We start from the raw sequence: 12,395 nt of genomic DNA, 5'->3' as shown, positions 1-12,395 counted from the left end.
GTGTTGGCACGTGCGTATTCTCATTACACGGAATGAGGGTCGTTCCACTCTTAGGCGTTACGACCACCCTGAGTCGCGCGAACCGGGCTCTCGGGCGACCAGACCGGGTCTCGTGGCCGGCGGTGTGACTCGGTGCCACATCGGCGGGAGTTAACTCGAACGACCGCGTCGTCCCCGCCGTGACCGAAGCACGATACCTCGACGACGCGACGACACACGAGTTCGAGGCGACCGTCGAGACGGTCCGCGGAAGCGACCGCGTCGTCCTCGACCGGACCTATTTCTACCCGACCGGCGGCGGCCAACCGAACGACACGGGCACCCTATCGAGAGACGGCGAGAGCGGCGACGGCGAGACGTGGGACGTGACGGACGTACGGAAACGCGACCGAATCGAACACGTCGTCGCGGGCGACGCCCCCGAGCCGGGAACGGCCGTCTTCGGACGCGTCGACGCGGCGCGGCGGCGGGCACACAGCCGCTACCACACGGCCCAGCATCTCCTCTCTGCGGTCCTCCTCGACGAGTTCGACGCCGAGACGACCGGTAACCAGCTGTACGCCGACCACGCGCATCTCGACTGCGCCTACGACCGCTTCGACGGCGACGACCTCCGGACCATCGAGACGCGCCTGAACGACCTCGTCGCGTCCGACCTCCCCGTTCGGTGGTACGGCCTCGACCGCGACGAGGCCGAGGCGACGCTCGACCCCGAGCGCACCCGACTGCACCTGCTTCCGGACTCGATTCGAGAGGTCCGAATCGTCGAAATCGGCGACCCGGACGGCCCCTTCGACCGGACCGCCTGCGCGGGGACGCACGTCTCGGCGACGGGCGACATCGGCACGGTCTCCGTCACCGGCCGGACCACCCAGGGCTCGGCTCACGAGCGCGTGAACTTCGTCCTCGAATAGCCGATTCGACCCCGACCGAACCCGACTGACCGCCCGCGACTACGCCGACTGGGCCGCCTCGGTCCGCGCCCGCGGCTCGCACACCCAACCTTCCTTGACCGGGACCAGTTCGTAGCCCGCCTCCCGGAGCAGGGCCTTCGCCGCCGCCTCGTCGTGGCTCCCGCGGGCGTCGTGCAGTTCGAAATACACCGTCGGCCGGTACTCGCGGAGGACCGTTTCCGCCCCCCGGAGCACGTTCAGGCCGAACCCTTCTACGTCTACCTTCAGGTGGTCCGGCGGCGGAACCGTCCCGGAATCGACGAGCGAGTCGAGCCGCCGCATCGACACCGACGCCGTGTCGACGACCTGCGCTTCCCACGCGCTCGCGTGGTCCCGCGAGAACGAACCCAACTCGTCGTAACTCGACAGGTGGAACTCCCGCGACTCGTCGGCCTCGCCGAGGCCGCACTCGAGAAGGTCCACCCGGTCGTCGAAGTCATTGACCTCGACGTTCGCCCGCAACTGGCCGACGACTTCGGGATGCGGTTCGACGGCGACCACCCGCGCGGAGGACTCGCTGGCCGCGGTTGCGAGCGTGTAGGTTCCCGTGTTCGCGCCCACGTCGACCACGACGTCATCGTCGTCGAGACCGAGCAACAGCGCCTGCAGGAGCACGTCGTTGCCGTGGCGGTTGTACAGTTCGTAGCTCCTGAAACTCGTGCGCCCGACGTGCTTCTTCGTGGCGACGAACCGTCGTTCGTAGTTCGCCCGAACGAGCGCGTAGTGGAGGGAGTACGCGAGGTGGCGAGCGGTCGACACCGGGTGCAGCAGAGACATGTTAGTATACTGTCATTGTCCGGTATTAAAAATCGCTCGGCGGCGTATTGTCGGCGGCGTTTTCGTCTGACCGACGCTTCGTGCGTCGAATCGTGGCCAAGCGACGTGCTCTTCGCGTTAGTTCGTCGGAGAAGTTTGAGTAGTCCCGGGCGGATTCGAACCGCCGTCAGCGGCTGTCTTCTCGGCACGCATTGAACCGTACCAATCCAAAGGCCGCTATGATTGGCCACTACACCACGGGACTTCGGTCACGTCGTTCACTCGTCCCCTGTGCCTCGCAATCTCTTCGAGATTGCTCACCACCACGGGACTGCGCACTCGTCGGTTATCCGCTGGTAAATGAAAACGCTTCGGTTCCGGCCGGTCGCCGGCGGCGATTAATCGGCGACTTCCGTCTCCGTCTCGGGTTCCGCGCCGCACACCTCGAGATACTCGCAGGCGTCCGTCTCAGGGTCGAAACAGTCGGGGCACTCGGAGTTGCGGTCGATGATGGTGTCGAGTCGCTCCGCGATCATCCCGTCGATGACGGGTTCGAGTTCGCGGGCCTCCGCGCGGAACTCCTCGACGTCGAGGACGTTCGAGAGAAAGCGCTCGATGATGCAGTAGGTCTGGAGCGCGTCGCGAGCGCGGACGATTCCCTCGTCGGTGAGGGTGACGCCCTTGTACTTCTCGTGTTCGGCGAGGCCGCGGGATTCGAGTTTGCCGATCATCTCGTTCGCGCTCGCCGGGCTCACCTCCATCATGTCCGCGAGCGCGCCGGTGGCTGCCGGGCCGTTCTCCATCTCCTGCAGCAGGTAAATCGCCTTGACGTATTGGTCTGCCGTGTTCATCGTTTCACTCGCGGTCTTCCATGATTCGCGTTACTTCTTCTACGCCCTCGGCTTCCTCCTCGCGAATCGCCGACAGCGTCGCGACGAGTTCCTCGCGGTCGATAGAGAACTGTGCGTCGCTCGCCTCGATGGCCTCGATGACGTCGTCGTAGAACTTGTAGGCGGTCTCCTCGTTACAGAGTTGGTCGTAGAGAACGCCGTCGAAGTCCTCGGGTTTCGTCTGGCCGTACTGGGCTTCGACCAGCGCCTCTATCTCCTCGAAGGGGACGCTGTCGACCTCCAGCCGGTCGATGACGGCTTCGAGGCGTTCGCGGTGGTCGGCAGACTCCTCGGCGGCGTGCGAAAGAAGGGCTCGAACCTCCTCGTCGAGCGCGTCTTCGCCGAGTTCCTCGTGGTGGTGGTAGGCGCGTGCCTCCACGACCTCTTCGAGGACGATACCGATCTGGAGGAGTCGGGCGAGCTGGTGGTCCGAGGTGACCTGATACCCGACGCTCACGGACTCGTCCCCCTCGACGTTCGAAGACACGGTCCCACGACGTACATACACACCTCTCCGGGAGTAACCGACTTAAGCGGTTCCCTCGCGGGTCGGCGGGACGAGAAAAACGGTCGTCGAAGCCGCGCCGCGGAGCGGTCTGCCTACCGCAGGCGGGCCGCGATGAGTTCCTCGAGGTCGTCGCGGAACTCGTCGACTTCGATCTCTTCGAGGACGGGGACGAAGAAGCCCTCCACGAGCATGTTACGGGCCTGTTCTTCGGGGATGGACCGAGAGACCATGTAGAAGAGGTCCTCGGCGTCGACCTGCCCGACGGAGGCGGCGTGAGACGCCTCGGTGTCGTGGTTGTTGATGATGAGCTTCGGCGACGCGTCGGCCTCGGACTGGTCCGAGAGCATCAGCGTGTTCTCGCGCTGGTAGGAGTTCGTACTCCACGCGTCGCGGCCGACGTCCTGGACGCCCTCGTACACCGAGCGCGCCTCGTCGTCGAGGACGCCGCGGGTCACGAGGTCGGCCGTCGTGTTCTCGGCCTTGTGCCAGACGCGGGCGTTGACGTCGAGGTGCTGGTCGTCGTGACCGAAGAACGCGCCGACGATTTTCGTCTCCGACGCTTCGCCGTTGAGTTCGGTCTCGACGTCGCTGCGGGTGAGCCGCGAGCCGAGGTTACCCTCGATCCAGTTGACGGTCGAGTAGGTGTCGGCGTCGGCGCGCTTGAGCGAGTACGTGTACGTCTCCTCGTCGAGGTTCTGCAGGGAGCCGTACTGGACGTACGAGTTCTCGCCCGCGTCGATTTCGACGAGGTTCGAGAAGTACCGCGCGTCGTCGACGCTGTCGCCGGACTCGACGGCTTCGAGGATGGTGACCGACGAGGACTTCTCGGTGACGACGAGCGTGTGGCTGAACAGCGACCGAGAGTTCATCTCGGCGCGAATCTTCACGTCCTCGGCGTCGACGCCCTCGGGGACGTAGATGAACGTGCCCGTGGTGAACAGCGCCGCCGAGAGGGCGGTGAGGTAGTTCGACTGGGGGTCGACGACGGAGCCGAAGCGCTCCTCGATGAGGTCGCCGTACTCGGAGAGCGCCTCCGTGAAGGGGAGGACGACGACGCCCTCGGGCGACTCGCGGGTCGTCTCGTCGGCCTGGTTCAGCGGGTCGACGAGCGACTCGAAGTCGAGCGCTTCGAGGTTCGTCCAGCGGCGACCGGGCGTCTGGATGACGTCCGGCAGTTCGAGCTCGTCGAGTGCTTCGAGGGCCTCGAGTCGGGTCTCGAGGAGCCACTCCGGCTCGTCCCGTGCGTCCGAAATCTCTCGTACCGTCTCTGCGGACAGGTTTGCGGGAAGTTGCGCACTCATTGGTTATCCGAGGCTACCCTCCATCTCGAGTTCGACGAGTCGGTTGAGTTCGACCGCGTACTCGATGGGCAGTTCCTCCGTGATGGGTTCGATGAACCCGGAGACGATCATCTGCTTCGCGTCGTCGTCGTCGAGACCGCGCGACTGGAGGTAGAAGATGTCCTCGTCGCCGATCTTGCCGACGGTCGCCTCGTGGGCGACGTCCACCGTGGACTCGTTGATCTCCATGTACGGCATCGTGTCCGAGGTGGACTCGTTGTCGAACATGAGCGCGTCACACTCGACCGCGGTCGAGGAGTTCTTCGCGCCGTTGGCGATGTGGACGAGACCGCGGTAGTTCGTGCGGCCGCCGTCCTTCGAGATGGACTTCGACTCGATGGTCGACTTCGTCTCGGGGGCGTTGTGGTACACCTTCGCGCCGGTGTCGATGTTCTGGCCCTCGCCCGCGAAGGCGATGGTGATGTGGTTGTCGGAGGCGCCGCGGCCCTTCAGAATCGAGGCCGGGTACAGCATGGTGGCCTTCGAGCCCATCGAGCCCGAAATCCACTCCATGCGGCCGCCCTTCTCGACGATGGCGCGCTTGGTGTTGAGGTTGTAGGTGTTCTTCGACCAGTTCTGGACGGTCGAGTACTGGACGTGGGCGTCCTCGCCGACGAACACTTCGACGCCGCCGGAGTGGAGGTTGAACGCGGAGTACTTGGGAGCCGAACAGCCCTCGATGTAGTGGACTTCGGAGCCCTTCTCCGCGACGATGAGCGTGTGCTCGAACTGGCCCATGCCCTCGGAGTTCATGCGGAAGTACGCCTGGACCGGCATCTCGACCGTCACGTCCTCGGGGACGTAGACGAACGAGCCGCCGGACCAGATAGCGCCGTGAAGCGCCGCGAACTTGTTGTCGCTCGGGGGGACGCACTTCGTCATGAAGTACTCCTTGACGATGTCTTCGTGCTCCTGGACCGCCTGGTCCATGTTCATGAAGACGACGCCTTTCTCCTCCCAGCGCTCCTGCATGTTCTGGTAGACGACTTCGGACTCGTACTGGGCGCCGACGCCCGAGAGGGCGTTCTTCTCGGCTTCCGGGATACCCAGTTTGTCGAAGGTGTCCTTGATGTCGTCCGGCAGGTCGCGCCAGTCGTCGACGCCGCCGCGGACTTCCACGTCGGGTCGGATGTACGGGACGATTTCGTCCACGTTGACCTCGGAGAGGTCAGGCTGGCCGGGCCAGTCGGTCGGCATCGGCATCTTCTGGTACTGCTTGAGCGCGCGAAGGCGGCGCTCGAGCATCCATTCGGGCTCGTCTTTGTCCTCCGAGATGACGCGGATGGTCTCTTCGGTGAGACCCTTCTCGGCCACGAACGCGGCCTTCTGCTCCTTCTTGAACTCGAAGCGAGCTTCCGTGTCTGTCTCTTTGAGGTGGTCTTGGTCGGAACTCATGATGTTGGGGGATTACGCGGCTTCGTACACTTCCTCACGGACCCAGTCGTAGCCCTTGTCTTCGAGTTCGGACGCGAGCGAGGCGTCGCCGCTCTTGACGACCTTGCCGTCCAGCATGATGTGGACGTGGTCCGGCTCGACGTATTCGAGGATACGCTGGTAGTGAGTGATCTGGAGGATACCGGTGCCCTGCTCGTCGCGCAGCGCGTTGATACCCTTCGAGACGTCCTGCAGGCGGTCGATGTCGAGACCGGAGTCGATCTCGTCGAGAACCGCAATCGACGGTTCGAGAATCGCGGCCTGAAGGACCTCGTTTTGTTTCTTCTCGCCGCCGGAGAACCCGGCGTTGAGGTAGCGCTGCATGAACTTCTCGTCCATGTCGAGAAGCTCCATCTTCTCTTTGAGGAGCTTCTGGAACTCGGCGACGCCGACTTCGCCGTCGTCGACGTTACCCTCCATCGGGGAGGTGTCGTAGCCGGCTTCCTCTTCTTCTTCCTCGTCGTCCTCGCCGAAGAGGAGCTCCTCGCGCTCGTCGATCTTCGCGTTGAGCGCGGTGCGGAGGAAGTTCGTCATGGTGACGCCCTCGATTTCCGCGGGGTACTGGAAGCCGAGGAAGATGCCGAGCGCGGCGCGCTCGTTCGGCTCCAGTTCCAGAAGGTTCCACGTGCGGGCGTCGTCCGGAATTTCGAGGTCGCCGAAGTCGTCGTCCTCCAGGTGGAGGAGGATTTCGCCGTCGGTTACCTCGTAGGCGGGGTGCCCGGCGATGATTTTAGAAGTCGTAGACTTGCCGGACCCGTTGGGACCCATCAGTGCGTGGATCTCGCCGGATTTGACTTCCAGGTCGACACCTCGCAGAATCTGCTCACCGTCTTCCTCCGCGACACGTGCGTGGAGGTTCTTGATCTCGAGAGTTGCCATCGTTGGTTCGTTGCCTCGTACTCGAAGGGTGGGGAGTATCGCCCATAATGCTTGCGCATTCACCCCCGCCACCTTTTGTAGAAAGAAAATTTGTTTTCAAAACCGCAAAGAATCACGGCAGTTCGGAACACTCGTCCGGGTTTCGGACAGCCGAACGACGTTACGGTATCGCCATCTACGTAACTGAATTCGGTTTCATCACCTGGTGATACGACCGGTCACATGAAGCTCCCGAGGCCGGTCTGTTCCTGACCGCTTTTCACCTCGTCCCACGACATCCCGAGCGCCTCGATGACGCGGGAGATGGGCCCTTCGAGCGTCTTGGTGAGCATCGTGTCCCAGTCGACCTCGAACGCCTCTGGAATCTGGTCGGCGTACTCGAAGCAGATGACGTCGGGGTCGCGCTTGAACTCGCGGTAGAGGTCGTCGACCTGCGGGTCGAACTCGCCGGTCTCCATCTCGCGGAACCACGACGGGTGGACCTTCCTGAGGTAGACCCGCTTCGGCTTCGAGCCCCGCCCGAAGTTCGTCCCGAGGAAGGCGTTGGCGTACTGCGCCCCGCGGACGTGCGCGGTCGGCGTCTCGTACGCCGAGAGGCGCTTGCCGATTCCGCCGGGGATGCCGGCCTGTTCGAGCGGCAGGTTCCCCGACTCGAAGTCGGTGATGATGTCGTGGAGGTAGTCTTTGATGACTTCCGTCTCCTCGCCGTGGACGATCATGTCGATGACGTTCTTCTGGACTTCCTTCGTTATCTGCGCGATGTCCGAGCGCTTGTACTCGAAGCCCGTGATGTCGATGTCGTCGACGTCCTTGCCCTCCTTCCAGACGATGTGACCCGCGTAGCGCTTTTTCTTCCCCGCCTGGAAGAACCGCCGGTAGAGCTTCTCGAACTCGATTTGGAAGCGGTGTTCGTCCGCGCCCAACTCGTCGCGCGCGAAGTCGTCGTAGGCGGCGTTGATGTGCTCCTCGATGTCGAACGACTGCTCGATGGCTTCTTGTTTCGACACGTCGGGGCCGAGTTCGAGCATGACGCTGTCGGTGTTGTGAAGGACAATACCTCCAACACCGTCGACGAAGTTTTCGTTTTCTTCGACGCTCAGGTCGTACACGTAGCCGTCGTGGTCGACTTCGGTCAGCACGGGGTCTCGGCCTTCCCGGTAGGAGCTACACGTCCGAATAGTGTACGAGCCTTTGCTGTCCCGATACTTGAGCGAGTGTTTTTGTCCCCGTTGCGTGAGCAACATCGAGAGACCGGCAGCAAGTTCTCGGCTCGTCGTCTCGAAGTCGAAGTTTCGCTGTGCGTACGCTTCGGTGTATCGTGGGAATTCGCGAGATCCATCGCCTTCGACGAGCAACGTCAGGAACAAGTCTTGCTTCTCCTCAGGAAGGTGGAAGACGAATGAGGGGATCCGTTTACCACGCGACGTCTGCCCTGCGAACTCGCGGAAGAACACAGCAGCGAGTTCGTTCATCATCTGCAGTTTCAGCGTCTCGTCGTTGTACGTGACCGACGCACCGCCTGTGTCCGTTTGATACTCGACGGTTCGCTCCGCTCGTCGGTCGCTCGTAATGATACCGGCGGTCGTGTTCTCGAACAGTCGAGAGTAATCTCGCTGGAGTTGGGCTAGCCACTCACGGTCGGATTCAGCGATACTTGCCCCGAATTTCGACGCCGCCGTCTCGCCAGTGGATGCGCTTCCTTCAGGGACGTACGCACCGAGGAGCCGAATGAGTGCTGCACCGTCTTCGCTGTCGATATCGACGAATCGTTTGACTTTGACGGTCGAGTCGACGTCTCGGTGGTGCTCGTGGCCGAACCAGACATACTCGTCGTCCGCGTGGATTTGTTTCCGCTTCGTTATCGAATTATCGCTCCCGACGCTCCGTCCGTCCTCGTACTCGCGTTCGTACCCACGAAGGACCTCGTAGACGTCGACCTGCTCGACAGGCTCGACGTCGGGCACCCCGGAGACGCGATACGGCTCCGCCACGTCGTCCGGAGAGACAGTTGTGAGGCCGCCTTCACCGGGGACGACGTACGAGTGGTCTCTCGTCGTCGTCGACTCACCGAACTTGTGTTGGAGGTTCACCACCGGTTTGTCCGTTTTATGGCGAATCGCCTGCGCAATCGGCTGCCACTCCGCCTCTCCATCTTCGTTCACAGAGAGGGCCTCCCACCCGTCGAGCGCTCGGCGAGTCTTCCCGGGAGTGGCACTTGCGACGACGTCCCCGTCGGCAGCGATGAGTACCTCAGACTCAGTCGTTCCGCGGGCAAACAAGTCCTCGATAGGAAGGATTCGAACAGTCCCACCGGGGTCTCTGACGACGACCGGGCGATCTCCCGTCACGCTGTCGCCGTAGGCCACGTCGTAGCCGATTTGGTTCGCGGCCTGTTCCGTGAACTCGATGACCTTCCGCCCGGTCGCCGTCACCGCCGCGCCCATCTCCTTGTCGTAGAGTCGGAAGCGGTCCCAGCCCAGCACGCCGTACAGGGAGTTCATGATGACCTTCACCGCGGCCTGCTGGCGGTCGAACTGCTCGTACTCCGACGAGCCGGGGTCGTGGGAGTTCCGAAGCGACTTCTTTTCCTCGCGCTCGGTGAGGAGTTCGTCGACCATCTCCCGAATCATGCCGTCGGGTTCCTGCTGGAAGTGCGTCCCGTTGGGCGCGCGGAACATCTCCCCGTCGTAGCGCTCGGGGTCGACTTTCGTCTCCGGCGACGCGTTGATGGTCACCATGCACATCGGGTACAGCGATTTCAGGTCGAGCACCGTGACGTTCTCCTTGACGCCGGTGATGGGGTCGAAGACAGCACCGCCCTCGTAGTCCTCCGACTCCTGTTTGCCCTTCGAGGGGAGCGCGAACTCGCCGTGGACCTTGTGGAGCACGTAGATGTCGACGGTGTCGCCCGGCGTCGGCGCGTCTTCGAGCTTACAGCCGACGAACGTCCGCACCTCGTCCCAGAAGGCGATGATGTCCTGTTTCCGGTCGATTTCGACGCACAGCTCCACGTCGCGGAGGTTGTATTCGAGCAGGCGCTCGGGGTCTTCCTCCCAGAGGTCGCCGATGTCGCCCGAGTAGCGCTCCTTGCCCGCGTCGAGTTCGAGTTCGCCCACCGCGTCGAGGCGGTAGGATTCGAGTTCGGTGAACTGGGTGCGCTTGTAGGCGTACAGCAGGTCGAAGACGACGCGCCCTTTGATGTCCGGGCCGCCCCAGCCGCCGCGCCAGACCTCGCCGAGCCGCGACATGCGGTTGTAGTCGAGGTTCAGGTCGGTCGTCCTGTCGACCTCCTCCAACCGGTCGAGGAAGTACGGCGCGTCGAAGTCCTCGAAGTTCCACCCGGTGAGGATGTCGGGGTCGGTCTCCTCGATGTACGAGAGGAAGGCGTCGAGCATCGCCGCCTCCTCGTCGAACGTCCTGACCTCCACGTCCGCGTCCTCCCCGAGGAACTCGTAGTTCGGCAACGACTCGGGGCGCTTGCCGAGGCCCTCGTCGGCGACGGCGTGCCAGACGACGTACTCGTCGCGGTAGGAGTCGTGGCTGGTGAGACAGATAATCGGCTCTTCGCCCTCCTCGGGGAAGCCGTTCCGGTCGTTGACCTCGATGTCGAAGGTGTTCACCCGAAGGCTCGCGTCGACCGCCGCGGGCGCGACCTCCTGGTGGGGAACCTGAATCGACCCGTCGTCGAGGCGGCGCTCGGGGACGCGGACGCCGCTTTTGATGTCCTTGTCGATGAGCAGGCGGTTCGGAAAGAGGATGTCCGCCTCGTAGTGGTCGAACTCGTCGCGAATCTGGCCGACGTCGCGGGGGGTGCGGCCGTAAATCTTCGTTAGCTCCTCGCCACGGATGCTCTCGTAGCCGTCCTCGGTGCCGGTGATGACGTCCTTGTCGAGCGCGTCGTCGTCGAGGCTGTCCGTGGGCGCGTAGAAGTACGGCCGGAACCCGAGCACGCGGACGTGTTCGGTCTCGTCGTCCGCCGTCCGACCGAAGATGTGAATCACCGGGTACTCTTCGCGGCCCGCGCCCTCGATGGTGTAGTCGACCTGCGTGACGGCCAGTTCGACCGTCCCGTCCGGGTCGGGAAACCGCACCTCGTCCGTGTCGATGACGTCGGAGACGTGCTGGCCGGCGTCGCCGGCGACGATGGCGGCCTCCTCGTCAGGCCGCGCGTCGCCCGCGCCGTCGGCGTCGTTCCCCCCGAAGTCGGTCAGACCCGTCTGCGTCATGCCAGTCGCTTCGATGGCGCGGCTAAAAACCCCGGCGTTTCCGCGAACTGCACCCCGAACCACGGAAAGACATATATCCATGTGTGACATTCCTTGTCACACGATATGACCGACCACGCAACTCCGGAGCGGTGGGATGGCACGATCGACGGCGACGGACCGGCTGGTCCGACGGGAGCCGAGACGGTCGAATCCTACGATATCGACGGTGGCGTGGTGTTCTACGACGCGGAGAACCCACTCGCGTGGGTCGAGGCATCGCGGTCGATGCGCCTCGACGACTGCGCCTGACTCGGCCGAAACGGACACTTTTTCTCGGCACGGCGTCTCGACGCGAGCGTGACGGACGACGAGCGACGCGAGGGAACGCCCGCCGCTGACGCGGAAGACGAAGGCGACGACGCGGAGCGTCCGTCGGCGGACATGGCCTCGAAAATCGACCCCGAAACGCGATGGGGCGACCCCGAGGCCCGCTGGGGAGACCCGGAAGCCCGCTGGGGGAACCCCGAAAAGGAGCTCCCGACGATTCCCCGCGTTCGCATCCCCGGCGAGGACGCCGACGAGGATTCGGACGGCGAGAGCGACGGCGACGACGCGCCGGAGTTCTCCCCCGACGTGAACCCCGAGGTAGCCCGCCTGTTCTGGGCGAGCGTCGTCCTCGCGAACGTCGGCCTCGCGGGAGTCACGGTCGGCCCGATGCTCGCCTACTTCCGCGGCGACACGCTCCTCGGCGCAGGCCTGTTTCTGTTCGGTGTGGTCGTGCTCGCCCGCGTCTACTCCGTCTACCGAGAGTTCAAGCGAGGGGAGTGGCGGGACGACGAGGACGATGCGAACGATGCGGACGACGGTGATGTAAGCGACACCGACGAAGACGCTCCCGAGCGCAACCGCTAACAGTCGTCGCGCCCTTCGCCGAGACATATGCGAACCGTTCGCGGGCCAGACGGCCGGACGTACCTCCTCGTCAAGCAGTCGAGCGACGCCAGCCGCGTCCGCGACCCGGAGACCGGCGAGGAGCGACACCTGCCGAACGACGAACTCGAAGCCGTGAGCGGCGAGTCTCCGCTCGAAACCGCCGCACGAGCCGTTCCCGGGCCGGTCCGGGAGATACTCGTCGCGGTCCCGACCGAGCGCGGACTGGGCTTGCTCGTCGACCTCGTCGACCGCGGGCCGCTCCCCGCGGTCGACCTCCTCGGGGCCTACGACCTCTGCGAGAGCGACCTCCACGGCCTCCTGACCGAGTTCCGGGTCGCCGGCCTCGTCGCCGAGACCACGGTCTACGGGGAGCGCGGCTACGAGGCGACTGAGACCGCGAAAGAAGGGGTCGAACTGCTGCGGGCGAGCGAATAGGGTCGCTCTCGGGTCGTCCGCGGCGGAACCGACCCGCTCTCAGTCGTCCGCGGCGGAAC

At 64.1% G+C, this 12,395-nt stretch carries 11 protein-coding genes and 1 tRNA gene; 4 read left to right on the top strand and 8 right to left on the bottom strand.

Annotated elements, in window-relative coordinates:
• Window positions 1-179: 179 nt before the first annotated feature.
• Complete coding sequence (locus ABY42_RS04150) at window positions 180-914, top strand: alanyl-tRNA editing protein (protein WP_050458793.1); 735 nt, start codon at window positions 180-182, stop codon at window positions 912-914.
• Between the two features lie 39 nt (window positions 915-953).
• Here ABY42_RS04150 and ABY42_RS04145 read toward each other — a convergent pair whose 3' ends face one another.
• The 8 genes from ABY42_RS04145 to ABY42_RS04110 all read right to left on the bottom strand — a co-directional run bounded on the left by ABY42_RS04145 (window position 954) and on the right by ABY42_RS04110 (window position 10,986).
• Window positions 954-1,712 (bottom strand): FkbM family methyltransferase, encoded by a 759-nt coding sequence (locus tag ABY42_RS04145; RefSeq protein ID WP_004972564.1) that lies wholly within the window; start codon window positions 1,710-1,712, stop codon window positions 954-956.
• A gap of 158 nt (window positions 1,713-1,870) precedes the next feature.
• Window positions 1,871-1,974, bottom strand: a tRNA-Gln gene (locus ABY42_RS04140).
• 133 nt (window positions 1,975-2,107) lie between these two features.
• Window positions 2,108-2,560: a metal-dependent transcriptional regulator gene (locus ABY42_RS04135; RefSeq protein ID WP_004972567.1), complete on the bottom strand. Its 453-nt coding sequence runs from the start codon at window positions 2,558-2,560 to the stop codon at window positions 2,108-2,110.
• Between the two features lie 4 nt (window positions 2,561-2,564).
• Window positions 2,565-3,056, bottom strand: a complete 492-nt coding sequence (locus tag ABY42_RS04130; protein ID WP_004972568.1) for a hypothetical protein — start codon at window positions 3,054-3,056, stop codon at window positions 2,565-2,567.
• A gap of 143 nt (window positions 3,057-3,199) precedes the next feature.
• Window positions 3,200-4,408, bottom strand: coding sequence for a Fe-S cluster assembly protein SufD (gene sufD, locus ABY42_RS04125; protein ID WP_004972569.1), 1,209 nt, complete (start codon window positions 4,406-4,408; stop codon window positions 3,200-3,202).
• Between the two features lie 3 nt (window positions 4,409-4,411).
• Entirely contained in the window at window positions 4,412-5,842 is a 1,431-nt protein-coding gene (gene sufB, locus ABY42_RS04120) for a Fe-S cluster assembly protein SufB (protein ID WP_004044077.1), read from the bottom strand.
• Between the two features lie 12 nt (window positions 5,843-5,854).
• Window positions 5,855-6,760, bottom strand: coding sequence for an ABC transporter ATP-binding protein (locus tag ABY42_RS04115; RefSeq protein WP_042663526.1), 906 nt, complete (start codon window positions 6,758-6,760; stop codon window positions 5,855-5,857).
• Window positions 6,761-6,978: 218 nt separating this feature from the next.
• Window positions 6,979-10,986, bottom strand: a complete 4,008-nt coding sequence (locus ABY42_RS04110; RefSeq protein ID WP_050458792.1) for a DNA polymerase domain-containing protein — start codon at window positions 10,984-10,986, stop codon at window positions 6,979-6,981.
• Window positions 10,987-11,091: 105 nt separating this feature from the next.
• Between ABY42_RS04110 and ABY42_RS04105 the strand changes: the two genes are divergently transcribed.
• The 3 genes from ABY42_RS04105 to ABY42_RS04095 are packed head-to-tail and all read left to right on the top strand — an operon-like array spanning window position 11,092 to window position 12,336.
• The gene (locus ABY42_RS04105) at window positions 11,092-11,277 is read left to right on the top strand and encodes a DUF7331 family protein (protein ID WP_004972572.1); all 186 of its coding nucleotides are present in this window, start codon (window positions 11,092-11,094) and stop codon (window positions 11,275-11,277) included.
• A gap of 48 nt (window positions 11,278-11,325) precedes the next feature.
• Window positions 11,326-11,880, top strand: coding sequence for a DUF7322 domain-containing protein (locus ABY42_RS04100; protein WP_004972573.1), 555 nt, complete (start codon window positions 11,326-11,328; stop codon window positions 11,878-11,880).
• Between the two features lie 27 nt (window positions 11,881-11,907).
• Window positions 11,908-12,336, top strand: coding sequence for a DUF7346 family protein (locus tag ABY42_RS04095; protein ID WP_050458791.1), 429 nt, complete (start codon window positions 11,908-11,910; stop codon window positions 12,334-12,336).
• Window positions 12,337-12,395 lie beyond the last annotated feature (59 nt).

Source organism: Haloferax gibbonsii, from assembly GCF_001190965.1.
GTDB classification, from domain to species: Archaea; Halobacteriota; Halobacteria; order Halobacteriales; family Haloferacaceae; genus Haloferax; species Haloferax gibbonsii.
This window is presented reverse-complemented; position numbering and strand designations above follow the sequence as displayed.

Coding starts and splice junctions, on each gene's coding strand:
- ABY42_RS04135 (WP_004972567.1), bottom strand. CDS start 2,560: ATGAACACGGCAGACCAATACGTCAAGGCGATTTACCTGCTGCAGGAG.
- sufD (WP_004972569.1), bottom strand. CDS start 4,408: ATGAGTGCGCAACTTCCCGCAAACCTGTCCGCAGAGACGGTACGAGAG.
- sufB (WP_004044077.1), bottom strand. CDS start 5,842: ATGAGTTCCGACCAAGACCACCTCAAAGAGACAGACACGGAAGCTCGC.
- ABY42_RS04115 (WP_042663526.1), bottom strand. CDS start 6,760: ATGGCAACTCTCGAGATCAAGAACCTCCACGCACGTGTCGCGGAGGAA.
- ABY42_RS04110 (WP_050458792.1), bottom strand. CDS start 10,986: ATGACGCAGACGGGTCTGACCGACTTCGGGGGGAACGACGCCGACGGC.
- ABY42_RS04105 (WP_004972572.1), top strand. CDS start 11,092: ATGACCGACCACGCAACTCCGGAGCGGTGGGATGGCACGATCGACGGC.
- ABY42_RS04095 (WP_050458791.1), top strand. CDS start 11,908: ATGCGAACCGTTCGCGGGCCAGACGGCCGGACGTACCTCCTCGTCAAG.